The organism is Pseudomonas sp. P116 (assembly GCF_020149425.1).
Taxonomy (GTDB): Bacteria; Pseudomonadota; Gammaproteobacteria; order Pseudomonadales; family Pseudomonadaceae; genus Aquipseudomonas; species Aquipseudomonas anatoliensis.
On the sequence record NZ_JACVHB010000001.1, the window covers coordinates 1027336 to 1052670 of the forward strand.

Below are 25335 nucleotides of genomic sequence, written 5' to 3' on the forward strand. Positions count from 1 at the left end.
TATAAAAGCAGGCCAATTGACATAAGCTGTGCCAATTACACATTGTTCATTTGCGCAGGCTGGGGCTCAGGCGCAGCATGTCCAGCCCTGTATCGACCCAGCGCTCGGCTTCGGCGTGCAATTCGAAGCTGTCCGGCGCCAAAAGCCACCCATAGAGGAGGCCATCAATATAGGCATGAATGCTGATGGCCGCACGGGCAGTGTCGAGATCTTCCGGCAACTGGCCGCGATTCACCGCATTACGCAGGGTCAACCCGATACGCAGATTGCAATCGAGGCTGGCCGTCCGGCGCTGCTGGCGCAGATCGCACATTTCATCGGTGAACTCGCACTTATGAAACAGAATTTCGTTGATGCGACGGGTCTTCGGGTCCAGCGCAACTTGATGAAACAAATGAATCAACAATTTGCGCATGCAGCCCAACGGGTCGAGTTCGTCTTCGCTTTCACTGGCTTTGGCCAGTTCATCCAGTGGCTCATGCAAGCTGTCGAGCATGGCCTGCACCAGATCGGCCTTGTTGCTGAAATGCCAGTAAATGGCGCCGCGCGTGACGCCGGCCATTGTCGCGATATCCGCCAAAGTCGTGCGGGCCACGCCCCTTTCATAGAACGCTTTCTCTGCCGCTTCGAGAATCTGGCTTCGCGTTTCCTGAGCTTCTTCTTTGGTACGACGGACCATGGCAGTAAAACCTCAAACAGGATAATTCAGGGATGGATTGAATATCCGCTGAACAAAGAGGGGGTCGATCTCTCTTGAATCGGCTCCCCAGCCTACAATTTCAAACCTTGCAACGACTTTTGTAACAGGGTGGGTACGCAGTCAAGGTGTTTACAAACAACCATGAACGTAAGTATATTACTTAGCAAGCTACTTATCCACTCGATAGCATTTTTTTACCCTTCCACACTTCTTGTGCGCTTTTTGCGCGCCTGACCCGAGGATCTTCATGCAATTCAAGCCAGCTGTTACCGCTCTGGTCACTGCCGTCGCCCTGGCATCGCTACTCAGCGGATGTAAAAAGGAAGAAGCGGCACCGGCCGCTCCGCCTCCTCAGGTCGGCGTCGTCACCCTGCAGCCACAAGCGTTTACCCTCACCTCCGAACTGCCGGGCCGCACCAGTGCGTTCCGCATTGCTGAAGTGCGACCACAGGTCAACGGCATCATTCTCAAACGTCTGTTCAAGGAAGGCGGCGATGTCAAAGCCGGCCAGCAGCTGTATCAGATCGATCCGTCGGTTTATGACGCGACCCTGAAAAGCGCCGAAGCCAACCTGCGTTCGACCAAGTCGATCTCCGACCGCTACAAGCAATTGGTCGATGAGCAAGCCGTGAGCCGTCAGGAATACGACACTGCCGTGGCCAACCGCATGGAATCGGAAGCGTCCTTGCAGTCCGCACAGATCAACGTGCGCTACACCAAGGTTTACGCGCCGATTTCCGGTCGCATCGGTCGCTCTTCGGTCACTGAAGGTGCGCTGGTCAGCAACGGCCAGACCGACGCGATGGCGACGATCCAGCAGCTGGACCCGATCTACGTCGACGTGACCCAGTCTTCGGTTGAATTGCTGGAGCTGCGCCGCGAGCTGGAAAGCGGTCGTCTGCAAAAGTCCGGTGACAACGCGGCAGCGGTCAAACTGACCCTGGAAGACGGCAGCCAGTACAAGCTCGACGGCAAGCTGGAATTTTCCGAAGTGTCGGTCGACCCGACTACCGGTTCCGTGACCCTGCGTGCCGTGTTCCCGAACCCTGATCACACTTTGCTGCCTGGCATGTTCGTCCACGCTCAGTTGCAGGCCGGTGTGAACAGCGCCGCGATCCTCGCGCCACAGCAAGGCGTGACCCGCGACCTCAAAGGCACCCCAACTGCACTGGTCGTCGGCCCGGACAACAAAGTTGAACTGCGTCAGCTCAAAGCCAGCCGCACCGTCGGCAGCCAGTGGCTGATCGAAGACGGCCTGAAGGCTGGCGATCGTCTGATCACCGAAGGCCTGCAATACGTCAAACCCGGTGCCGAGGTCAAACCGACCGAAGCGACCAATGTCGGCGCAAAGAACCCGGCCCCCGCACAGGCAGCTGATAAAGCCGCCGGCGGCAAAGGGGAGTAACCCATGTCAAAATTCTTCATCGACCGTCCGATTTTCGCCTGGGTAATTGCCCTGGTGATCATGTTGGTCGGGGCACTTTCGATCCTGAAATTGCCGATCAACCAGTACCCGAGCATTGCGCCACCGGCCATTGCGATCTCCGTGACCTACCCGGGCGCCTCGGCGCAAACCGTGCAGGACACCGTGGTCCAGGTGATCGAGCAACAGCTCAACGGTATCGACAACTTGCGTTATGTGTCCTCGGAAAGTAACTCCGACGGCAGCATGACCATCACCGCAACCTTCGAGCAAGGCACCAACTCCGACACCGCGCAGGTGCAGGTTCAGAACAAGCTGAACCTCGCTACCCCGCTGTTGCCGCAGGAAGTGCAGCAACAAGGTATCCGCGTGACCAAGGCAGTGAAGAACTTCCTGCTGGTGATCGGTGTGGTTTCGCGTGACGGCAGCATGAGCAAGGACGACCTGTCCAACTACATCGTGTCGAACATGCAGGACCCGATCTCCCGTACTGCGGGTGTCGGCGACTTCCAGGTCTTCGGTGCCCAGTACGCGATGCGCATCTGGCTCGACCCGGCCAAGTTGAACAACTTCAACCTGACCCCGGTCGACGTGAAAACCGCCATCGCGGCGCAGAACGTTCAGGTTTCGTCCGGTCAGCTCGGCGGTTTGCCTGCCGTTGAAGACCAGCAACTCAACGCCACAATCATCGGCAAGACGCGTCTGCAAACCGCCGAGCAGTTCAAGGAGATCTTGCTCAAGGTCAACAAGGACGGCTCGCAGGTCCGCCTCAAAGACGTCGCCAATGTGGGCCTGGGTGGTGAGAACTATGCAATCAGCGCCCAGTTCAACGGCAGTCCGGCATCCGGCCTGGCGGTAAAACTGGCCAACGGCGCCAATGCCCTCGACACGGCCAAGGCCCTGCGTACCACTATCGACAGCCTCAAGCCATTCTTCCCGCAAGGCATGGAAGTGGTGTTCCCTTACGACACCACGCCAGTGGTCACCGAGTCGATCAAAGGTGTGGTTCACACGCTGATCGAAGCAGTGGTGCTGGTGTTCCTGGTGATGTTCCTGTTCCTGCAGAACTTCCGCGCCACAGTCATCACAACGATGACCGTGCCAGTGGTCTTGCTCGGTACATTCGGCATCCTCGCCGCTGCCGGTTTCAGCATCAACACCCTGACCATGTTCGGCATGGTGTTGGCCATCGGCTTGCTGGTGGACGACGCCATCGTTGTGGTGGAAAACGTCGAGCGGGTGATGAGCGAGGAAGGCTTGTCGCCTAAGGAAGCGACCAAAAAGTCCATGGGCCAGATCCAGGGCGCACTGGTCGGTATCGCGCTCGTACTGTCGGCGGTACTGCTGCCGATGGCGTTCTTCAGCGGTTCCACGGGTGTGATCTACAAACAGTTCTCGATCACAATCGTTTCGGCCATGGCCCTGTCGGTTCTGGTTGCCCTGATCTTCACCCCGGCGCTCTGCGCGACCATGCTCAAGCCGATTCCGAAAGGCGAGCACGGTACGCCGAAGAAAGGTTTCTTTGGCTGGTTCAACCGCAACTTCGACCGCGGCGTGCGGAGCTACGAACGCGGTGTCGGCAACATGCTGACCCGCAAGGCCCCGTACTTGCTGGCTTACTTGCTGATCGTCGTCGGCATGATCTGGCTATTCACTCGCATTCCGACCGCGTTCCTGCCGGAAGAAGACCAAGGCGTTCTGTTCGCCCAGGTGCAGACACCGGCCGGCTCCAGTGCGCAGCGCACGCAGGTGGTCGTGGATGAAATGCGTGAGTACCTGCTGCGTCCGAACAAGGATGGCGGTGAGGCTGACGCGGTGGCTTCGGTGTTCACCGTAACCGGCTTCAACTTCGCCGGTCGTGGTCAGAGCTCGGGTATGGCGTTCATCATGCTCAAGCCATGGGGCGAACGAGACGCCGAAAACAGCGTGTTCAAACTGGCCGCCCGCGCTCAACAGCACTTCTTCAGTTTCCGCGATGCGATGGTGTTTGCCTTCGCACCACCCGCAGTACTGGAGCTGGGTAACGCCACGGGTTTCGACGTGTTCCTGCAAGACCGTGCCGGTATCGGTCACGAAAAACTGATGGAAGCACGCAACCAGTTCCTTGGCATGGCGGCACAGAGCAAAGTCCTGACCCAGGTGCGTCCGAACGGCTTGAACGACGAGCCGCAGTTCCAGCTGGAAATCGATGACGAGAAGGCCAGCGCCCTGGGCGTTACCATCAACGACATCAACAACACCTTGTCGATTGCGTTGGGTAGTAGCTACGTCAACGACTTCATCGACCGCGGTCGCGTGAAGAAGGTGTACGTGCAAGGCCAGCCGGACTCGCGCATGAGCCCGGAAGACTTGAAGAAGTGGTATGTGCGCAACGCGTCCGGCACCATGGTTCCGTTCTCCGCATTCGCCAAAGGCGAGTGGATCTACGGCTCGCCGAAGCTGGCACGCTACAACGGTGTGGAAGCGGTAGAAGTGCTGGGTGCTCCGGCGCCGGGTTACTCCACCGGTGAGGCCATGGCGGAAGTCGAAGCGATTGCCAAGAAACTTCCGTCGGGTGTCGGTATCTCCTGGACCGGTCTGTCTTATGAAGAACGTCTGTCCGGTTCGCAAGCGCCAGCGTTGTACGCCTTGTCGCTGCTGATGGTGTTCCTGTGTCTGGCGGCCCTGTATGAAAGCTGGTCGATTCCGATCGCGGTCATGCTCGTGGTGCCACTGGGGATCATCGGTGCGTTGATGGCCACCAGCCTGCGCGGTCTGTCCAACGACGTGTACTTCCAGGTGGGTCTGTTGACAACCATTGGTCTGGCAGCGAAAAACGCCATTCTGATTGTCGAGTTCGCCAAGGAGCTGCATGAGCAAGGGCGCAGTCTGCGCGAAGCGGCGATTGAAGCCTGCCGCATGCGTCTGCGACCGATCATCATGACTTCGCTGGCCTTCGTCCTCGGTGTTGTACCGTTGGCAATCTCGACCGGTGCCGGTTCGGGCAGCCAGCATGCAATCGGTACTGGCGTAATTGGCGGTATGCTGACGGCCACGATCCTGGCGATCTTCTGGGTCCCACTGTTCTTCGTTACTGTGTCGTCCATCGGTCAGCGTAAAAAAGCCGACCAGGATGAGACTACTGAAACTCCTAAAGAGGCTGGCCAATGAGCAAGTCGCTACTCTCCCTCGCAGTCGCCGCCTTCGTGCTGAGCGGTTGCTCGCTGATACCTGACTATCAGCAGCCTGAGGCTCCGGTCGCAGGCCAGTACCCGCAGGGGCCGGCGTACTCGCCGGCCCAGGCACCGGCGCAGGCCGCTGCCGAGCAGGGCTGGAAGCAGTTTTTCCATGACCCGGCCCTGCAACAGCTGATCCAGGTCTCGCTGGAAAACAACCGCGACCTGCGCGTCGCGGCACTGAACATCGACGCTTATGCGGCTCAATACCGCATTCAACGTGCCGACCTGTTCCCGGCGGTTTCGGCCAATGGCAGCGGCAGCCGTCAACGTCTGCCGGCGCGTGCGTCGCAGACCGGCGAGTCGATGATCAGCAGTTCGTACTCCGCCACCGTCGGCATCAGCGCCTACGAACTCGACCTGTTCGGTCGGGTGCGCAGCCTGAGTGAACAAGCGTTGCAACAATACTTCGCCACTGAAGAAGCGCGTCGCAGCACCCAGATCAGTCTGGTCGCCAGCGTCGCCAACGCCTATCTGACCTGGCAGGCCGACAAGGAACTGCTCAAGCTGACTCAGGACACCCTCGGTGCCTTTGAAGAAAGCTACAAGCTGACCAGTCGCAGCAATGAAGTCGGTGTGGCTTCGGCGCTGGATCTGGCGCAGTCGCGCACCTCGGTGGAAAACGCCCGTGCGCAATTGGCGCGTTACACCCGCCAGGTGGCTCAGGACGAAAACAGCCTGACCCTACTGCTCGGCACCGGCATCCCGGCCAATCTGCAAACGGCCAAACCGCTGGCCGATGACCTGCTCAGCGACGTACCGCCGGGCCTGCCATCGGACCTGCTGCAACGTCGTCCGGACATCCTTCAGGCCGAATACAACCTGAAGGCCGCCAACGCCAACATCGGCGCCGCCCGTGCAGCGTTCTTCCCGAGCATCAGTCTGACCGCCAACGCGGGCACCCTGAGCCCGGACCTGTCCGGTCTGTTCAAAGGTGGTTCGGGGACGTGGCTGTTCCAGCCGCAGATCAACCTGCCGATCTTCAACGCCGGCAGCCTGCGCGCCAGCCTCGACTACGCCAAGATCCAGAAGGACATTGGCGTGGCGAACTACGAGAAGTCCATTCAAACGGCCTTCCAGGAAGTCGCCGATGGCCTGGCCGCACGCCAGACCTACACCGAGCAATTGCAGGCGCAGCGTGATTTCGTACAGGCCAACCAAGATTACTACCGCCTGGCCGAGCGTCGTTACCGCATCGGTGTCGACAGCAACCTGACCTTCCTCGATGCCCAGCGTCAGCTGTTCAGCGCCCAACAAGCGCTGATCACCGACCGCCTCGCGCAGCTGACCAGTGCGGTCAACCTGTACAAGGCATTGGGTGGTGGCTGGAATGCACAGACTGCGCAGAACGAACCGCTGAAAGAAGAAGCACCGAAGATGAAGTTGTTCTGATCATCTGCTAAATACAGAGAGCCCACCTTTTTGGTGGGCTTTTTGTTTTTGAAGATCAAAAGATCGCAGCCTTCGGCAGCTCCTACAGGAGAACGCATTCCAAAATGTAGGAGCTGCCGAAGGCTGCGATCTTTTGATCTTGTTCGGTAATCGCCCAAAACCCGCTTTCCCCGATTGAATCCCGCTCTCTGCGCCCCGCACCATTCGTCCCACAAAATCAAAAACATCAGGTTCGACACCATGCCCCCGCGCCCTGCCCTGTCCGGCTGATCACCGCCGCCTTATTCCGAAATCTGCAATCCAATGCCCGCCGCGAAGAGCGCCGGCACCGGAACTCGTTCGACCCAAAAAAAATAACAAGAGAAACTGCAATGACCTACCCAACTGCGCCGTACGCATTCCCCGGCCTGATCGCCCTGGCACTGGCTTGCGCGGCTTTGCCCGTTGCGGCTGAAGAAGCCGGTTTTGTCGAAGGCGCCAAGGTCAACCTGAACCTGCGCAACTTCTACATCAACCGTAACTTCACCGACCCGACCAAGGCTCAGGGCAAGGCCGAAGAGTGGACGCAAAGCTTCATCCTCGACGCCAAATCCGGCTTCACCCAAGGCACCGTCGGCTTCGGCATGGACGTGCTCGGGCTGTACTCGCTGAAACTCGATGGCGGCAAAGGCACTGGCGGCACCCAGCTGTTGCCGCTGGATCATGACGGTCGCCCGGCGGACAACTTCGGCCGCACCAACGTCGCGTTCAAGGCGAAGCTGTCGCAGACCGAAGTGAAGGTCGGCGAATGGATGCCGGTACTGCCGATCCTGCGTTCCGACGACGGTCGCTCGCTGCCGCAAACCTTCCGTGGCGGTCAGATCACCTCGAAGGAAATCGACGGCCTGACGCTTTACGGCGGCCAGTTCCGCGCCAACAGCCCGCGCGACGACAGCAGCATGAGCGACATGTCGATGACCGGCAAAACGGCGTTCACCTCTGATCGCTTCAACTTCCAGGGGGGTGAATATGCGTTCAACGAAAAACGCACGCAGATCGGTCTGTGGAATGCCGAGCTCAAGGACATCTACAGCCAGCAATACATCAATCTGATCCACAGCCAGCCACTGGGCGACTGGACCCTGGGCGCCAACCTCGGGTTTTTCTACGGCAAGGACGACGGCAGCGCGCGCGCCGGGGAGCTAGACAACAAGACCTGGTCCGGGATGTTCTCAGCCAAATATGGCGGCAATACTTTCTACGTAGGCCTGCAGAAACTCACCGGTGACAGCGCGTGGATGCGCGTCAACGGCACCAGCGGCGGCACCCTGGCCAACGACAGCTACAACGCCAGCTACGACAATGCGCAAGAACGCTCCTGGCAGGTACGTCACGACTACAACTTCGCCGCCCTCGGCGTCCCCGGTCTGACGCTGATGAACCGCTACATCAGCGGCGATAACGTACACACCGGAAGTATCACCGACGGCAAGGAGTGGGGCCGCGAATCGGAACTGGGCTACACCGTGCAGAGCGGCACGCTCAAGGATCTGAACGTCAGATGGCGCAACTCGACCATGCGCCGGGATTTCAGCAACAACGAGTTTGATGAGAACCGCTTGATCGTCAGCTATCCGATCAGTTTGCTCTAACCTCCCCCTCTGTAGGCACTGCGATCTTTTGATCTTGAAAAATGGAATCAAAAGATCGCAGCGTGCCGCAGTTCCTACAAAAAAGGCCGTATCAGGACGCCACCCGTCAGGCCGGCTGGAGCTTTTTTTGCTGGCGAGTAGAGTTGAAAAACCTGAAGGACTCAGGCAAACAACCCTCCCCGCTTCCGTTGCTGTTGTAGTTGGTCCTCCCAAGACTTGAGCCAGGTTGTCACGGAAGACACTGCTGATCACCGGAGGACCACCTCATGATCGCTCGACTCAACGCAGCACCTGACTGGAACGCCAAGGCATACCAGCAGTTTTCCCGTCTCAGGCAACGGCCGGTCAATGAACTGCTCGACCGAATCGACCTGGCAAAACCCCAGCATATTTACGACCTTGGTTGCGGCACGGGCATTGCCACGCAGTTGTTGGCTGAGCGTTGGCCGCAAGCCCGATTGCACGGGGTCGACAGCTCCGCGCAAATGCTCGAACAGGCGCGTTGCTTGCCGATCAACGCATCGTGGCAGCACTGCGATCTGCTCGACTGGCGACCCAAACAACCTGCTGACCTGCTGTTCGCAGCGGCGGTTCTGCATTTCATCAACGGCCATGAAACGTTACTGCCGAACCTGCTGGGTCAGCTCAATTATGGAGGTTGCCTGGCGGCGCACATGCCGGACTGGCGCGATGCATTGTGGTATCGACTGATGCTAGACACCCTCGACGATGCCGGCCCTGGCAACACGCCACTGGGCACACCGCAACTGCGCCAGCGCATGGCAGCGCGGCCGTTGTTGTCACTTGAGGATTACTACCGCTTGCTCGCACCGCTGACCACGTCGCTGGACATCTGGGAGACCGAGCAATTGCAAGTGGTGGACGGCAAATCGCCGGTGTATGACTGGATAAAAGTTTCGGCGCTGCGGCCGGTGATGCAGTCGCTGGATTCAGCGGAACAGGCGCGCTTCATTTACCACTTTCTGATGCGGGTGCATGCGCATTATCCGCAGGAGCGGAATGGGCATACGTTGTTTCCGTTCAAGCGAATATTCATTGTGGCCACAGTCTGAAAGTCAAAAGATCGCAGCCTTCGGCAGCTCCTACAATCTGCAATGCAATCCCCTGTAGGAGCTGCCGAAGGCTGCGATCTTTTCAAACCCGACAATTACTCCCGGGATTCAACACCCAGCTCATCCCACACCGCTTCGGCCAGATGAAACGTCGCGTTCGCCGCCGGAATCCCGCAGTAGATCGCGCTCTGCATGATCACTTCCTTGATCTCGCTCCGGCTCACGCCGTTATTGGCCGCCGCGCGCAGGTGCAGTTTCAGTTCGCCCTCGCGGTTCATGCCGATCAGCATCGCGATGGTGATCAGGCTGCGGGTATGCCGAGGCAAGCCCGGGCGGGTCCAGATGTCGCCCCAGGCGTGGCGGGTGATCATCTCCTGAAATTCCGAATTGAACTCGGTCAGGGTGGTCAGGCTGCGATCGACATGCGCGTCGCCCAACACCGCGCGGCGGACCTGCATGCCTTCGTCGTAACGTTGTTTCTCGTCCACAAAAACTTCCTCACTGAGCCTTTAAAAAAGCCAACACGCGATCGCTGAAAGCTATACCTGCCTGCACGTTTGAAAGGTGCGCTGCGTAGAACTCGGCGTACTCGGCACCGCGCACATGCTCTTGGATGAAGTGGCCACCGGACGGTGGCGTCACAGCGTCTTCAGTGCCGGCGATCACCAGCAGCGGCACGTTGATGGAGGCCAGTTGTTCCCGGAAATCGGCATCACGCACCGCCGCGCAATTGGCCGCATAACCTTCTGGCGAAGTCGCCGCGAGCATGTCGGTAATCTGCTTGGCCGCCGCCGGATGGGCTTGGGAAAAGTCTGGGGTAAACCAACGGGCAATCGACGCATCGCGCAGCGCAACCATTGCTGCCGCACCGTCACGCAGGACGGTTTCAATGCGCGGATTCCACACCGACGGATCGCCGATTTTCGCTGCCGTGTTGCACACGATCAGTTTGTGCAGCCGATGCCCGGCATTGATCCCCAGCCACTGACCGATCAACCCGCCCATCGACAGTCCGCAGAAATACGCGCGCTCGATGTGCAGCGCATCCAGCAGCCCGAGCACGTCGTGACCCAGTTGCTCGATGCTGTACGGCCCCGGCGTCACCAACGACTTGCCGTGCCCGCGGGTGTCGAAACGCAGCACGCGAAAGTGCTCGGTAAATGCCGGCATCTGCACGTCCCACATGTGCAGGTCGGTGCCCAGCGAGTTGGACAGCACCAGCACCGGCGCATCGACCGGGCCTTCAATTTGATAGTGCAGTTCGCCATCGGCGAGTTGAACGAAAGCCACAGCCCTCTCCTTCAGACAGTCAAAGCGTTGTGTTCGGCCACCGCACGCTCGACCCAGACCTGAGCCTGACCGAGGTAATGGGCGGGGTTCAAAAGATGATCCAGTTCAGCGCTGCTCAATTGCGCAGTGACCTGTGGCTCGTCACCGAGCACCGCGCGCAAGTGACGCTGTTCGGCCACGGCACGTTTGCAGCATTGTTCGAGCAAGTGATGCGCGGTGTCGCGGCCAACCCGTTGTGCGAGCACGATGCTCACCGCTTCGGCCAGCACCAGCCCTTGGGTCAGGTCGAGGTTGCGCGCCATGCGTGCAGCGTCTACCTCCAGGCCATCCGCCAACAGGCGCGCCTGTTGCAGTGAGCCCGAGACGAGGCAGCAGATTTCCGGCAAGGTTTCCCATTCGGCATGCCACAGACCCAGACTCCGCTCGTGCTCCTGCGGCATCGCGCTAAACAGCGTCGACACCAGCCCCGGCACACGCGTCGCCGCGCCGATCAACACGGCGGCGCCGACCGGATTGCGCTTGTGCGGCATGGTCGAAGAGCCGCCCTTGCCCGGTGCCGACGGCTCGAAAACCTCCGCCGCCTCGGTCTGCATCAACAGACTGATGTCCCGGCCAAGTTTGCCGAGGCTGCCGGCGATCAAACCAAGTACCGCGCCAAACTCCACCACGCGATCACGCTGGGTGTGCCACGGCTGTTCCGGCAAGGTCAGTTGCAGTTCTTCGGCCAACGCCTGGGCAATCGGCAATGCCTGCTCGCCCAATGCCGCGAGGGTGCCCGAGGCTCCGCCGAATTGCAGCACCAGCAAACGGGGTTTCAGCTCGCGCAAACGCTGGCGGCTGCGGGTCACGGCGCCGAGCCATCCGGCGATTTTCATGCCCAGAGTCACCGGTGTCGCGTGTTGCAACCAGGTGCGCCCGGCCATCGGCGTTGCCGAGTGGCGCTGAGCCTGCGCAGCAAGAGCATCGGCCAGTTGCGCCAGATCGCTTTCGATAAGATCCAGCGCCTGGCGCAATTGCAGGACCAGTCCGGTATCCATCACATCCTGACTGGTCGCGCCCAAATGCACATAACGCTCGGCCTCGGCGTCGGTTGCGGCAATCTGCTTGCCCAACGCCTTGACCAGTGGAATCGCCGAATTGCCCGCCGTGGCAATCGCCTCGCCCAGCGCTGCGAAGTCATACAAATCGGCGCGACAGGCGCTTTCAATGGGCGCCACAGCGCTTGCCGGAATCAACCCCACCCGCGCCTCGGCCCGGGCCAGCGCCGCTTCGACGTCGAGCATCGCCTGCACACGGCCCTGATCACAGAACACTTCGCGCATATCGCGGGCGGTGAAGTAGGCATCGAACAGTTGATTGCCCGGTCGCTGAGTCATAAACAGTCCTTGCCGGCGCGGGCCATCGCGGCCCGCGCAAATGGGTTTACAGATCGTGGTGCAAATATTTCGCCTGCTTCGGCAAGCGCAGACTGAACAGGAAAGCCACTGCCATCATCGCCGTAACGTACCAGTAGAAGACGTTTTCCATACCGCCAGCCTTGAGGCTTAGCGCGACGAATTCCGCCGAACCACCGAAGATCGCGTTCGCCACCGCATACGCCAGGCCGACGCCGAGGGCGCGGACTTCCGGCGGGAACATTTCGGCTTTCACCAGACCACTGATCGAGGTGTAGAAACTGACGATGGCCAGCGCCACGGTTATCAGCAGGAACGCCAGGAACGGACTGCTGACACTTTTCAGGCTGAGCAGGATCGGCACGGTGAACAATGTACCGAGGGCGCCGAACCAGAGCATCGAACTGCGTCGGCCGATCTTGTCGGCGAGCATGCCGAACAGCGGCTGCATGCACATATAAAGGAAGAGCGCACCGGTCATGATGTAGCTCGCGGTCTTGGCGTGCATGCCGGCGGTGTTCACCAGGTATTTCTGCATGTACGTGGTGAAGGTGTAGAAAATCAGCGAACCGCCAGCGGTGTAACCGAGCACGGTGATGAACGCGGCTTTGTGATCGCGGAACAGCGCGCGGATGCTGCCGGCGTCCTTGTTCTCGCGCATTTCCTTGCTGGTGGTTTCTTTCAGCGAACGGCGCAGGAACAGCGAAATCAGCGCCGCCACCGCACCGACCACAAACGGAATCCGCCAGCCGTAGGCACGCAGGTCTTCTTCAGTGAGGAACTGTTGCAGCACCACCACCAGCGACACCGCCAGCAATTGTCCGCCGATCAGCGTCACGTACTGGAACGAGGCAAAAAACCCGCGCTGGCCCTTGAGCGCAACTTCGCTCATGTAGGTCGCGGTGGTGCCGTACTCGCCGCCAACCGACAGGCCCTGCAGCAAACGTGCGAACAGCAGCAGCACCGGCGCCCAGACGCCGATGTCCTTGTAAGTCGGCAGGCAGGCGATGAGCAACGAACCGAAGCACATCATCAGAATCGAGATCAGCATCGAGTTCTTGCGGCCGTGCTTGTCCGCCACCCGGCCAAAAATCCAGCCGCCAATCGGGCGCATCAGGAAGCCTGCGGCGAACACACCCGCGGTGTTGACTAGCTGTACGGTGGGATTGTCGGAGGGGAAAAACGCCGGGGCGAAGTAGATCGCGCAGAAGGCGTAGACGTAGAAGTCGAACCATTCGACGAGGTTGCCGGACGAAGCGCCGACAATCGCGAAAATGCGCTTGCTGCGCTCTTCGCCGGTGTAATGGGAGGTCTGGGTTGTCATTATTTTTTACTCAATAGGGACAGTGAGAGTCTAGACACACTTTGCAACAGTCCCGTTCCACAAGCTGGAACATCAAAAGATCGCAGCCTTCGGCAGCTCCTACAGAAAGCACGTTCCAAATGTAGGAGCTGCCAAAGGCTGCGATCTTTTGCTCTTGATCTCAATAATCGAAGAACACAGTCTCGGCCTCAGTGCCCTGCAAAATCACATTCCACTGATAAACCCCCGACGCATCCGGCTTGGCCAGCAACGTCGCACGACGTTCGGCCGGCACGCATTCGAGCAGCGGATCAGCAACGTTGGCCGGCTCACCCTCAAAGTAGATCCGCGTCAGCAAGTGCTTCACCAACCCACGGGCAAACACCAGTACCACCAGATGCGGCGCCTGGGTCGAGCCCTTCAGGCCCTCAACCGTACCCGGTTTGATCGTGGTGAAACGGAAACGCCCTTCGGCATCCACCGGCACTCGGCCAAAACCTTCGAAATGCGGATCGAGGGGTTTGTCCTGCTCGTCTTCCGGGTGGTCGTACTTGCCAGCGGCATTCGCCTGCCACACTTCAAGCATGGCGTCGTTGACGACATCGCCGTTGCCGTCCACCACTTGACCGGTGATCGCCACGCGCTCGCCGAGGGTTTGTTCATTGGCGAGGTTTTCGCGGTTCAGCCAGGTCAGGCCGATGTGGTAATACGGCCCGACGGTGTGGGACGTGGTCGCAGTCAGCGTCATCTTATTTCTCCATCGGCGTGGCTTCACGCCCGCGCAGCACGATGTCCCAGCGATAACCGAGGGCGTAGGACGGAATGGTTTTTTCCAGATCGAAACTGGCGATCAGGCGTTCCTTGGCCGACGTGTCTGGCACGCAGTTGTAGATCGGGTCGTAGGCCAGCAGCGGATCGCCGGGGAAATACATCTGCGTCACCAGCCGGGTGAGGATGCTCGGCCCGAACAGCGAAAAGTGGATGTGCGCCGGGCGCCAGGCATTGTGGTGGTTGCCCCATGGGTAGGCGCCGGGCTTGATGGTCTGGAACTGGTACCAGCCGTCGGCATCGGTCACGGTGCGGCCGGTACCGGTGAAGTTCGGGTCCAGCGGCGCGTCGTGCAGATCGCGCTTGTGGTTGTAGCGACCGGCGGCGTTGGCCTGCCAGATCTCCACCAGAATCCCCGGCACCGGCAAACCGTTTTCGTCGAGCACACGGCCGTGAACGATGATGCGCTCACCTTGCGGCTCAGCTTCATGTTGGGCGGTCAGGTCGTTGTCCTTCTCGGCAACTCGCTCGGCGCCGATGGTCGGACCGGTGATTTCCGACAGCGAATGCGGCAGAAACACCAACGGCTTCGATGGCGAGCGCAGATTGGTGGATTGATACGCCGGGTGCAGGTACTCAGGCTGGGTGCCTTCCTGCGGGCGACGGTAACCAGGCTTGTCAGACATTTCGCTTTCCTCTGTTCTTCTTCGTCACGGCTGCGTCAGACGCGTTCGATGGCCAGGGCCAGACCTTGGCCGACTCCGACGCACATGGTCGCCAGACCTTTCTTGCCACCAGTCTTTTCCAACTGATGCAGGGCGGTCAGCACCAGCCGTGCACCGCTCATGCCCAACGGGTGCCCCAAGGCAATCGCGCCGCCGTTCGGGTTGACCTGCGCGGCATCGTCCGCCAGCCCTAACTCACGCAGCACTGCCAGACCTTGGCTGGCGAAGGCTTCATTGAGTTCGATCACATCAAAATCACTGACCGCCACACCAAGGCGCTCGATAAGTTTGCGCACCGCCGGCACCGGACCGATGCCCATTACACGGGGCGCTACCCCGGCACTGGCCATGCCGAGCACTTTGGCGCGGGCAGTCAAACCGTGTTTTTTCACCGCGTCAGCCGAGGCCAGAATCAGCGCGGCCGCGCCGTCGTTAACCCCGGAGGCATTGCCGGCGGTGACGGTTTTTTCCGGGCCGTTGACCGGTTTCAGTTTGCTCAGGGCTTCAATCGTGGTGTCGGCACGCGGATGTTCATCCTGGCTGACCACGGTTTCGCCCTTCTTGTGCGCAATCCGCACCTCGACGATTTCTTCGGCGAAGTAGCCGGCAGCCTGCGCGGCCGCAGTACGTTGCTGACTGCGCAGGGCGAAAGCGTCCTGATCCTCGCGGGAAATTTCATAGTCATCGGCGACGTTGTCGGCAGTCTGCGGCATCGCATCGACGCCGTACTGCGCCTTCATCAACGGGTTGATAAAACGCCAGCCGATGGTGGTGTCTTCCAGTTTCATGTTGCGCGAAAACGCCGCGTCAGCCTTGCCCATCACAAACGGCGCGCGGGACATCGACTCGACGCCGCCGGCAATCGCCAGTTCCATCTCGCCGCTGGCGATAGCACGGAACGCCGTACCAATTGCATCCATGCCCGAAGCGCAGAGGCGATTGAGGGTCACGCCCGGCACGGTTTCCGGCAGGCCCGCCAGCAGCAACGCCATGCGCGCGACGTTGCGGTTGTCTTCGCCGGCCTGGTTGGCGCAACCGAGGAACACCTCGTCGATTGCGGTCCAGTCCACCGATGGATTGCGTTCCATCAACGCCTTGATCGGCACGGCGGCCAGATCGTCGGCGCGCACGGTGGCCAGACCACCACCGAAACGGCCAATGGGGGTGCGAATCGCGTCGCAGATATAAACGTCACGCATCATGCTTCTCCTGGTGCCTGACCGTGGGCCGCCGCGGTGCGCGCTTCGAGATCGCGCAGCGCGGTCAGTTCGACTTCGCTCGGTTCGGCGGTGGTGTCGACGCTGTCGGCAAAACGGATGGCCCAACCGGTGGCGGCGACCACTTGCTCGCGGGTCACGCCGGGATGCAGCGCGGTGACCACGAACTCATGGGTGCCCTCTTCCGGCTCCATGATGCACAGGTCGGTGATGATGCCGACCGGACCAGCGCCCGGCAGGCCCAAGCGCTTGCGCGAATCACCGCCCTCACCATGACCGACCGAGGTGATGAAATCGAGCTTGTCGACAAACGAGCGCGCCGACTGTTTGAGGATGATCAGTACGCTCTTCGCCGAACCGGCAATCTCCGGCGCGCCACCGGCACCCGGCAGCCTCACTTTCGGCGCGTGGTAGTCGCCGACCACGGTGGTGTTGATGTTGCCGAAACGGTCGACCTGCGCCGCGCCAAGAAAACCGACGTCGATGCGTCCACCCTGCAACCAATAGCGAAAAATCTCACCGGTCGGCACCACGGTGTCAGCGGTTTCCGCCAGTTCGCCGTCACCGATGGACAGCGGCAGCACGCTTGGCTTGGCGCCAATCGGGCCCGATTCGTAGATCAGCACCACGTCTGGCGACGAGGTCAGGCGTGCGAGGTTGGCGGCTTTGGATGGCAGGCCGATGCCGACGAAACACACCGAGCCGTTCTTCAGGCGACGGGCCGCGGCGACGGTCATCATTTCATTGGTGGTGTAAGTCATTACTTGGCCTCCGACGCAGCGGCCAACTTGGCCTGGAATTCGCTGAAATCAGCGCTGCCATGGATGTATTCGTTGATCCACGCAGTAAACGTCTCACGGTCGCGGGCGATCGGATCCCACGCCTGATAGAAACGATTGTCGCGCTCGTTGTAACCGTGGGCGTAGGACGGATGCGCGCCACCGGGTACGTGGCAAACCGCACTCAGGGCCCAGGTCGGCAGAACACAGGAATTCATCGGGGCATTAAGGTCATCGACAATTTCTTCGACGGTGACAATGCAGCGCTTGGCGGCCAGCGCGGCTTCCTTCTGCACACCGAGAATGCCCCACAGCAGCACGTTGCCTTTGCGGTCGGCTTTCTGCGCGTGGATCACCGTGACGTCCGGGCGCACCGATGGCACCGCCGCCAATACTTCACCGGTGAACGGGCAAGTGACGGACTTGATCAGCGGATTGACCTTCGGCAAGTCGGAACCGGCGTAGGCGCGCAGCACGGCGAACGGTAGGCCGGAAGCGCCAGCTACGTAGGCATTGGCCAGGTCGGCGTGGCTGTGTTCTTCGATTTCCAGCGGCTGCGGCCATTGCTTCTCGACCGCGTCGCGCAGACGGTGCAGCGAACCCACACCCGGGTTACCGCCCCAGGAGAAAATCAGTTTGCGCGCGCAACCTGCGCCGATCAGTTGGTCATAGATCAAGTCAGGCGTCATCCGCACCAGCGTCAGATCTTTCTTGCCCTGACGAATGATTTCATGACCCGCCGCCGTAGGGATCAGGTGAGTGAAGCCTTCGAGCGCGACGGTATCGCCGTCGTTGACGAACTGCTTCACCGCGTCGTGCAGCGAAAGGATCTCAGCCATGGAGCGGGCTCCCGTTTTTGTAGTGGATCGCCAGTGATAAAAAGGCGCGAGGTTCAGCGCCGGAGTCACTGAAGATTAAGCCTGTGAAAAACACCAAACAATCCGATAATCGACTGAGTGTTCGTTTATCGAACAGATTGTTGCCAGCCTATCGTTCTGTGTTGCCTGCAAAAGATTGCAGCCTTCGGCAGCTCCTACAGGGGTACGCATTCCCAATGCAGGAGCTGCGATCTTTTCGCTTCACACCAACCTGTCAGGTGGCATCCGCATGACTGACCACGCCCTTGATCACGACAGCAGCAGTCGCCAACGCCGCCGGAATTACCAACGCCGTCAACACCTGCTCAAAATTCCAGCCCAGCCCCAGCAACGTCGCGCCCATCCACGCCCCGAGAATCGCGCCAAAACGGCCGATCCCGAGCATCCACGACACACCGGTCGCCCGACCCTGGGTCGGATAAAACCGCGCCGCCAGTGACGGCATTGCCGATTGCGCGCCGTTGACGCACATCCCCGCCACCAGCACCAACGTCGCCAGCAGCGTGATGTTGCCCAGGCTCTGCCCCACCGCGTAGGCAAACACCCCGGCCAGCAGGTAGAAAGTGCCGATGACCTTGTGCGGATTGAACCGATCCATCGCCCAGCCTACGCCGACCGCGCTCAACACCCCGCCAAACTGGAACAACGCACCGATGAACGCTGCCTGCTCCATGCTCGCGCCGCTGTCACGCATCAGCGTCGGCAGCCAACTGGTCAGCAGATAGACGATCACCAGGCCCATGAAATAGGTCAGCCACAACAATAAGGTGCCGGTGCTGTAGGTGCCGGAGAAGATCACCGCGAACACGTTGCGTGCCTTGACGGTTTTCTGTTCCGGCACGCTGAAGCTCGAGGCCTGGGCGACGGTAACCGGATCAATCGGCGCCAGCGTCTTGCGCACCTTGTCAGTGCCACGGTTGCGCACCACCAGATAGCGCGCCGATTCCGGCAGCCAGAACACCAGCACCACGGTGAGAATCAGCGGCAGAATCCCGCCGATCAGCAACAGGCTATGCCAGCCGAACGCCGGGATCAGCTTCGCCGAAATGAACCCGCCACCGGCCATGCCGAGGTTGAAGCCGCAGAACATGCTGGTCACCAACAGCGACTTCTTGCGCTCCGGGGTGTACTCCGAGAGCAGCGTAGTGGCGTTGGGCATACCGGCGCCCAGACCCAACCCGGTGAGGAAACGCAGGACTAGGAGCTCTTCGATGTTGGTGGCGTAAGCCGAGGCCAGGCTAAACGCGCCGAACAGAAATACCGCCCCGACCAGCACGACTTTGCGCCCGAAGCGGTCAGCCAAAGGCCCGGAACCGAGTGCGCCGAAGACCATGCCGATCAACGCGGCGCTCATCACCGGGCCGAGGCTGGCGCGGTCGATGCCCCAATCCTGCGACAACGCCGGGGCAATAAAGCCCATCGCCGCAGTGTCGAGGCCATCTAGGAACACAATCAGGAAACACAGGATTACCACTCGCCATTGATAGCGCGAGATTGGTTGAGCATTGATGAAGGTCTGCACATCGAGGCAGTTACCCACAGCGGACTGAGGCTGGTTCATTATTTTTATTCCACGCAAAAAACGCAGTCGAACGGCGGCCGGCCAGAGAGCGGCACAGGCACAAGAATAGAAGGTCGGGATCAGGCGTTGCGTTGAATCCGGCAACAGCGATCAGAGCGGAGACAGTCGGGGAGCATGCGCATGGTGAGTTGCCTCTTGTCATTATTATGGGGGTCGGCAGTCCGGCGAGCTCATTCACATCGGCGCCGGATGACGCTGCCGCGACATTAATGATCCAAGGGTTTTAGCGTCAATTCGATAAACGCAACACTGTGCGTTTATCGAACAGCTTCATCAGGCAAACAGTTGCGCGCTGAGGTCGCGACTGGCGCTGAGCAGGCCCGGCAGAAAGCGCTGTTCCAGCTCGGTGCGGCTGACGCGACCGGCGTGGGTGCTGACGTTGAGCGCTGCCACCACTTGGCCGGAGGCGTCATAGACCGGCACGGCAATCGAGCGCAGGCCTTGTTCCAGTTCCTGATCGACAATGCACCAGCCCTGCTGCCGCACTTGCTGCAAGCATTCGAGCAAGGCGTCCGGGGTGTGAATCGTGCGACTGGTCTTGGCAACGAGTTCAGCGTGGTCGAGATATTCACCCAACGACGTGTCGTCCAGCGCCGCCAGCAAAATCCGCCCCATCGACGTGCAATACGCCGGCAGGCGCCCGCCTACCGACAGATCCACCGAGATCAAACGCTGGGTGGTCGCCGAACGGGCGATGTAAAGAATGTCGTCGCCCTCCAGCGTGGCCATGTTGCAGGCTTCGTGCAGTTGCTCGCTCATGCGGTCGAGGTACGGCTGGGCGGACACGGCCAGCGGCGTCGACGACAGATAAGCGTGGCCGAGGGTCAGCACTTTGGGCAGCAACGAGTAGGTGCGACCGTCCGTGGTGGCGTAGCCGAGTTTGATCAAGGTGTGTAGGCAACGCCGCACGGCAGCGCGGGGAATTTCCGTTCGGTGGCTGATCTGGGCGATGGTCAGGTGCCGTTTGCGCTCCTGAAATGCCTGAACCACCGCCAGGCCTCGGGCCAGCGAGGTCATGAAATCCGGATCCCCCGTCAGCGCCTGAATGCGTTTGGCCGGCGAGGCGACGATCGGCGGTGCCACGGAAGTGAAGGAGTTGCGCATTTGATCGTTCATTTCAGGTCCTTATCCGGCTCGGATCGATGGCTATACAATCGGCTCGCGGCGGTATGCACAAGGGTGGCGGCGCGAAGATTGGGCGATTATCGAACCGCCGACCGATTATCGCAATCGGTCACGCGGCGGATAACCCTATCCCTCTCGACGTCTACTGAACTTCGACGGACCACGGAGTCAGCGTCTTAGTTGACCGACTAAATGACGCCAAAAACAGATCACTTCGTAAATAACGGTCTGTGCGCAGTTCAACTACCGATAAAAGTTGCGAGTAACAAAACAATCACACATCCAGAACCGTTTTTAACTTGGCAAAGATAGTCATTCCCGAATCGACCGCTATAATGCACCTCAGTGGGACCCCGTTTTGCAATACCGAGGTCGCCACCCGCTGACGCGATGTCCATCGCTGTCGGCCCCGGCCAGCGCCTGGCACTTATAGTCAATGTAACGCCAACGCTCGCTGAAACTGGAAACTGATGCTGCGTCAGTTTTAATCTGGTGCCGTAGCCGCCTGCTACAAGCAAGTCTTGATCGTCTTGCCGATCCCAGCAACGCCTGCTCAGGTGTTGGCCTTCGGTAGATTCGCTCAATCGATTCGTTGCAGTGCGTTTCACCAGACATTTATCTCAACTCATACAGGTAGCACTGTGACGAAAGACGAACTGCGCGCGGAACTTGAGCGCCAGGAACAACGTTACAAGGAAGTTTACGGCGGGGAAGTCACCACCTACGCCGCTCAGCCCGAACCCGAACGCAAGGCGTGGCGTAAGCGCCCCACCGTTCAGGATCAGGTCTTCAAGCAGGAAATCGAAAAGATCGAAAAGGAACTCAAAGCCGAAGAGCCATGAGCCAACCGGTTTTGATATCCGAGGGTCAGTGCGCACCGTTTACAAGCGCGGTGTGACGATGATGCCCTGTGCGCCCGCTATCCGCGGGCAGCAGCCATTGCCCGTCCTACAGGGTGATAGGAAGCTTCTTACAGGTTTCATTTATATTTCAGACAAGCGTATGAGCCCTTGTTTTATGGGTAAAAAACCCTGCCATCATTGGCCTTCCCCAATAAAATCAGTAACTTGAAAGACCCTGCGCGCCGCTTGGTTTTAATGCGCTGCAACAAATTAATTCGAATAAGAGTGTTACTGATGAGCAGGTAGGGCATCGATTTCGAGACTTTTCTGGCATAATCGCGCCCCCTTACGACCGGGTCAGAAAACCTTCATGATCGATTTATTCAGCGGACTGGATGCTTGGGTGCTTGTGAGCCTCCTGCTCGCCCTGACATTCGTCCTCGCCTTCGAGTTCATCAATGGATTTCATGACACCGCTAACGCGGTAGCCACTGTTATCTACACCAAAGCCATGCCGCCGCACCTGGCGGTGTTCTTTTCCGGCGTGTTCAACTTCCTCGGCGTTCTGCTGGGTGGCGTTGGCGTGGCGTATGCCATTGTCCATTTGCTGCCGGTTGAGCTGCTGATCAATGTGAACACCGGCCATGGCCTGGCGATGGTGTTCTCGTTGCTCGCCGCGGCAATCGCCTGGAACCTTGGCACCTGGTACTTCGGTATCCCGGCGTCCAGCTCGCACACCCTGATCGGTTCGATCCTCGGTGTCGGCCTGGCCAACGCCCTGATCAACGACATTCCGTTGGCCGATGGTGTGAACTGGCAGAAGGCGATCGACATCGGCGCCTCGCTGGTGTTCTCGCCAATGGCCGGTTTCCTGATCGCGGCGCTGGTGCTGATCGGTCTGAAATGGTGGCGCCCGCTGTCGAAGATGCACAAGACGCCGGAACAGCGCCGTAAACTCGACGACAAGAAGCACCCACCGTTCTGGAACCGTCTGGTTCTGGTGATCTCGGCCATGGCCGTAAGCTTCGTGCACGGCTCCAACGATGGTCAAAAAGGCATCGGCCTGATCATGCTGGTGCTGATCGGTATCGTACCTGCGCAGTTCGTCCTCGACCTGAACAGCACCACCTACCAGATCGAACGTACCCGCGACGCAACCCTGCACCTGAGCCAGTTCTACCAGCGCAATTCCGAATCCCTCGGTGAATTCCTGGCCCTGGGCAAGAGCGTAGAAGGCGACCTGCCGGAGAAATTCCGCTGCAACCCGCAGCAGACCGAACCGACCATCACTGCCCTGCTGCACACCCTTAAAGGTGTTGCGGACTATCACTCGCTGTCTTCGGACAGCCGTATTGAAGTCCGTCGCTACCTGCTGTGCCTGGACGACACTGCGAAGAAAGTCGGCAAGTTGCCTGGCCTGGAACCACGCGAAAAGGCTGACCTCGACAAACTGCGCAAAGACCTGACCACCACCACCGAATACGCCCCGTTCTGGGTGATTCTGGCGGTCGCTCTGGCCCTGGGCCTGGGCACCATGGTCGGCTGGAAACGCGTAGTACTGACCATCGGCGAGAAGATAGGCAAGCAAGGCATGACTTACTCGCAAGGCATGTCGGCGCAGATCACTACCGCGACCCTGATCGGTATGGCCAACATCTTCAGCCTGCCGGTGTCCACCACTCACGTCCTCTCCTCGGGCGTGGCCGGTACCATGGTTGCCAACAAGAGCGGCCTGCAAGGCGGGACGGTTCGCACCATTCTTCTGGCGTGGGTACTGACCTTGCCGGCGACCGTGGCACTGTCGGCCGGGTTGTTCTGGCTGGCGTCCAAGGCGCTGGGTAGCTGATAGATAGCTGGAAATGAAAAAGGCGCGATTCGAAAGAGTCGCGCCTTTTTTGGTTTGGGGATTGGGGGTATATCCGTTGCTGCGGGGGTTGCCGCTGGCGGTTTCGCTCTTACAGCGAGTCACCTTTTCCAAACGCCGAAAAGGTAACCCAAAAGGCTTTGCCCCGGCGTACGGCACTTCGCTGAGGCTCAGTGTTCCCTCGCTACGGCGTCCATCCGGGGGCATCGCCTACGGTTTGCTGCGCTGCACCTCCTCTCGATGTGTGCGGCTTCGCCGCACGGCGCTACGCGCCTAACCCCCGGATGAACACCTTCGCTCGGCCTGCCGAAGGGGCAACAAATCAAAAGCCAGATCAAGAGCAAAGGCCAGATCAAGAGCCCCTCACCCTAGCCCTCTCCCAGAGGGAGAGGGGAATGATTGAGGTGATTGGGAGAAGTACACCGACGTGCAATACCGAGTCGAACACGGATTTTGAAAAGCCCAAAAATCGGCCCCCTCTCCCTCGGGAGAGGGCTGGGCGGGCGGCGTTCCGATGAGGGGCAAATCCACCACAAAACCAAAGCCGACCGCATCGCTCTTCCACCAATCAACACAATGAGCGTTAGCTCGAGTGCAGCTCTTGATCTCAGAGCCCGTCGGCAGGCTGAGTGGAGGGATTGATCCGGGGGTGGGAGCGCAGCGACCGTTTGGCGAAGCCAAACACATCGAGAGGAGGTGCAGCGAAGCAAACCGGAGGCGATGCGCCCGGATCAATCGCGGAACGAAGGAACCCCGAGCCCCAGCGAGTGGGCCGAACGTCAGGGCAAAGCCTTTTTGGTTACTTTTTCGGCGTCTGGAAAAAGTGACCCGCCGTAAGGGCGGAACCCTAACCCGCCATCACCAAAAAAACGGATATACCCCCAAAACCCCAACAACCTGGTCGGCCCCCAAGCCGCCAAGGCAAAAAAAAAGGGCAACCGAAGTCGCCCAAAATGCCTTGCGTGCTCATCAATCCAGAAAGCGCGACCTACTTCTTACGCTTATTCGCATCCTTCCAGATAAAAAATCCAAACCCTGCAAAAAACAGAACCATGAGGCCAACGGTCAGCACTCCGGCAAAAACCACGTTATCGAAAAACATGACTGGCCTCCCGGCCCTGCTCTGCTGCGATGGAACTAAGTTAACCAAACACGCAGGCGCAACCATTGACCAGGATCAACTCCGGCCAACACAAAAACTAAAGGAGAGGAAATAACTGACCTGCATCAAAGGATGCAGGGGGAGATCAACGCTTTTTCGGCTTGTTTTTCGACTTTTTCTTGGCTTTTCCCAACGGCATTGCCTGCTCGAAGGCATTGCGCACTTCGTTCAAGCGCTTTTCTTTGATGTCATGTACGCGCTTGGCACGCTCAGCATTGAGGTCGATCAGTTTGTCGTCTTGGCTCATGGCAACACACATCGCTAAAAATAATCACAACTGCCGCGACAACGGCAGGACTGCGCCAATAATGCAGCCTGACGCCAGCGCTGACCAGTCGCCAGCACCAACGCTCTACATCAATTCATGTAAACGACGAATCTCAGATCTCGATATCGACCCACAAACCCTGACGCGGCTGATCTTCCATCAGCGGCACGACGGGCACGGTGTTGTCGGCATTGAGTTCGTTGCCGGGCACAGCGAGGTGTTCTTCGGGGTCTTCATCGGCTTCGCGGCGACGGCGATCACGTTCCTGCTGGCGACGCTGTTCTTCGCGCAGCAGCAAACCGTCCTCTTCAGGATCACGCTTTTGCAGATCGATCGTGCTTTCGTTTGAGCTTTCCTGCACCGGCACTACAGGAGGGATGTCCGGTCGCTGACGGATCGGATCCTGCTGGGAAGTAACTGGCACAACGCTCAAGGGGAGCATCGGTGGCAACATATAAGGGGTCTCCTGTCAGCAGGCTATCGGCTGCGGCGCAGGCGCCTTGAGCCACTGGTCGAAAATCTGTGACGCACTTGGCACCTGTAGGAGCTGCCGCAGGCTGCGATCTTTTAATGGGACAACACGGATTCCAAGTGTTCCCCCAGATCAAAAGATCGCAGCCTTCGGCAGCTCCTACCCCAGTATTCCTTTGGCCTCAGGGTCGCATTCCGTTAAGATAGCCCGCTTTTTCAAGGTGGGAGTCAGG

The 25335-nt window shown here is 59.6% G+C and carries 22 protein-coding genes; 7 read left to right on the forward strand and 15 right to left on the reverse strand.

What is annotated here, in order from left to right:
* Nucleotides 1-46: 46 nt before the first annotated feature.
* Complete coding sequence (gene emhR, locus ICA15_RS05050) at nt 47-679, reverse strand: efflux system transcriptional repressor EmhR (RefSeq protein WP_008080104.1); 633 nt, start codon at nt 677-679, stop codon at nt 47-49.
* 268 nt (nt 680-947) lie between these two features.
* Between emhR and emhA the strand changes: the two genes are divergently transcribed.
* The 5 genes from emhA to ICA15_RS05075 all read left to right on the forward strand — a co-directional run bounded on the left by emhA (nt 948) and on the right by ICA15_RS05075 (nt 9434).
* Nucleotides 948-2105, forward strand: a complete 1158-nt coding sequence (gene emhA / locus ICA15_RS05055; protein WP_150604903.1) for an efflux RND transporter periplasmic adaptor subunit EmhA — start codon at nt 948-950, stop codon at nt 2103-2105.
* A 3-nt stretch (nt 2106-2108) separates the two neighbouring features.
* Nucleotides 2109-5273 carry an efflux RND transporter permease subunit gene (emhB, locus tag ICA15_RS05060; RefSeq protein WP_210553799.1) on the forward strand — a complete coding sequence of 1055 codons (3165 nt, stop codon included), beginning with the start codon at nt 2109-2111 and terminating at the stop codon, nt 5271-5273.
* Entirely contained in the window at nt 5270-6730 is a 1461-nt protein-coding gene (gene emhC, locus ICA15_RS05065; RefSeq protein WP_150617621.1) for an efflux RND transporter outer membrane subunit EmhC, read from the forward strand. The genes emhB and emhC overlap by 4 nt, the downstream gene beginning before the upstream one ends.
* Before the next feature lie 371 nt (nt 6731-7101).
* Nucleotides 7102-8361, forward strand: coding sequence for an OprD family porin (locus tag ICA15_RS05070; RefSeq protein WP_210553800.1), 1260 nt, complete (start codon nt 7102-7104; stop codon nt 8359-8361).
* A gap of 266 nt (nt 8362-8627) precedes the next feature.
* A complete protein-coding gene (locus ICA15_RS05075) occupies nt 8628-9434 on the forward strand; it encodes a methyltransferase domain-containing protein (RefSeq protein ID WP_210553801.1) in 807 nt (268 codons plus the stop codon).
* A gap of 95 nt (nt 9435-9529) precedes the next feature.
* Here ICA15_RS05075 and pcaC read toward each other — a convergent pair whose 3' ends face one another.
* The 11 genes from pcaC to pcaR form a co-directional block, all read right to left on the reverse strand.
* A complete protein-coding gene (gene pcaC, locus ICA15_RS05080; protein WP_210553802.1) occupies nt 9530-9922 on the reverse strand; it encodes a 4-carboxymuconolactone decarboxylase in 393 nt (130 codons plus the stop codon).
* 10 nt (nt 9923-9932) lie between these two features.
* A complete protein-coding gene (gene pcaD / locus ICA15_RS05085) occupies nt 9933-10724 on the reverse strand; it encodes a 3-oxoadipate enol-lactonase (RefSeq protein WP_210553803.1) in 792 nt (263 codons plus the stop codon).
* Between the two features lie 11 nt (nt 10725-10735).
* A complete protein-coding gene (locus ICA15_RS05090) occupies nt 10736-12100 on the reverse strand; it encodes a 3-carboxy-cis,cis-muconate cycloisomerase (RefSeq protein ID WP_210553804.1) in 1365 nt (454 codons plus the stop codon).
* Nucleotides 12101-12146: 46 nt separating this feature from the next.
* The gene (locus ICA15_RS05095; protein WP_150617615.1) at nt 12147-13442 is read right to left on the reverse strand and encodes an MFS family transporter; all 1296 of its coding nucleotides are present in this window, start codon (nt 13440-13442) and stop codon (nt 12147-12149) included.
* Between the two features lie 160 nt (nt 13443-13602).
* Entirely contained in the window at nt 13603-14169 is a 567-nt protein-coding gene (pcaG, locus tag ICA15_RS05100) for a protocatechuate 3,4-dioxygenase subunit alpha (protein WP_150617614.1), read from the reverse strand.
* A gap of 1 nt (nt 14170) precedes the next feature.
* Complete coding sequence (gene pcaH, locus ICA15_RS05105) at nt 14171-14875, reverse strand: protocatechuate 3,4-dioxygenase subunit beta (protein ID WP_150604914.1); 705 nt, start codon at nt 14873-14875, stop codon at nt 14171-14173.
* A gap of 35 nt (nt 14876-14910) precedes the next feature.
* A complete protein-coding gene (gene pcaF / locus ICA15_RS05110) occupies nt 14911-16116 on the reverse strand; it encodes a 3-oxoadipyl-CoA thiolase (RefSeq protein ID WP_210553805.1) in 1206 nt (401 codons plus the stop codon).
* Complete coding sequence (locus tag ICA15_RS05115; protein ID WP_150617612.1) at nt 16113-16892, reverse strand: CoA-transferase subunit beta; 780 nt, start codon at nt 16890-16892, stop codon at nt 16113-16115. The genes pcaF and ICA15_RS05115 overlap by 4 nt, the downstream gene beginning before the upstream one ends.
* Nucleotides 16892-17749 (reverse strand): CoA transferase subunit A, encoded by an 858-nt coding sequence (locus ICA15_RS05120; protein WP_047300031.1) that lies wholly within the window; start codon nt 17747-17749, stop codon nt 16892-16894. The genes ICA15_RS05115 and ICA15_RS05120 overlap by 1 nt, the downstream gene beginning before the upstream one ends.
* A 253-nt stretch (nt 17750-18002) precedes the next feature.
* Nucleotides 18003-19349, reverse strand: coding sequence for an MFS transporter (locus ICA15_RS05125; RefSeq protein WP_210553806.1), 1347 nt, complete (start codon nt 19347-19349; stop codon nt 18003-18005).
* A 294-nt stretch (nt 19350-19643) separates the two neighbouring features.
* Entirely contained in the window at nt 19644-20486 is an 843-nt protein-coding gene (gene pcaR, locus ICA15_RS05130) for a pca regulon transcriptional regulator PcaR (RefSeq protein WP_042558002.1), read from the reverse strand.
* Nucleotides 20487-21136: 650 nt separating this feature from the next.
* Here pcaR and ICA15_RS05135 point away from each other — a divergent pair.
* Complete coding sequence (locus tag ICA15_RS05135) at nt 21137-21337, forward strand: hypothetical protein (RefSeq protein WP_008080067.1); 201 nt, start codon at nt 21137-21139, stop codon at nt 21335-21337.
* 370 nt (nt 21338-21707) lie between these two features.
* The gene (locus tag ICA15_RS05140) at nt 21708-23183 is read left to right on the forward strand and encodes an inorganic phosphate transporter (RefSeq protein ID WP_150604918.1); all 1476 of its coding nucleotides are present in this window, start codon (nt 21708-21710) and stop codon (nt 23181-23183) included.
* Nucleotides 23184-24189: 1006 nt separating this feature from the next.
* Here the strand turns inward: ICA15_RS05140 and ccoM are convergent.
* The 3 genes from ccoM to ICA15_RS05150 form a co-directional block, all read right to left on the reverse strand.
* Nucleotides 24190-24303: a cytochrome c oxidase subunit CcoM gene (gene ccoM, locus ICA15_RS28520; RefSeq protein ID WP_003222396.1), complete on the reverse strand. Its 114-nt coding sequence runs from the start codon at nt 24301-24303 to the stop codon at nt 24190-24192.
* A 145-nt stretch (nt 24304-24448) separates the two neighbouring features.
* Nucleotides 24449-24610 carry a hypothetical protein gene (locus tag ICA15_RS05145; protein WP_191626498.1) on the reverse strand — a complete coding sequence of 54 codons (162 nt, stop codon included), beginning with the start codon at nt 24608-24610 and terminating at the stop codon, nt 24449-24451.
* A gap of 133 nt (nt 24611-24743) precedes the next feature.
* The gene (locus ICA15_RS05150) at nt 24744-25085 is read right to left on the reverse strand and encodes an aspartate-semialdehyde dehydrogenase (protein WP_150604919.1); all 342 of its coding nucleotides are present in this window, start codon (nt 25083-25085) and stop codon (nt 24744-24746) included.
* Nucleotides 25086-25335: the final 250 nt, after the last annotated feature.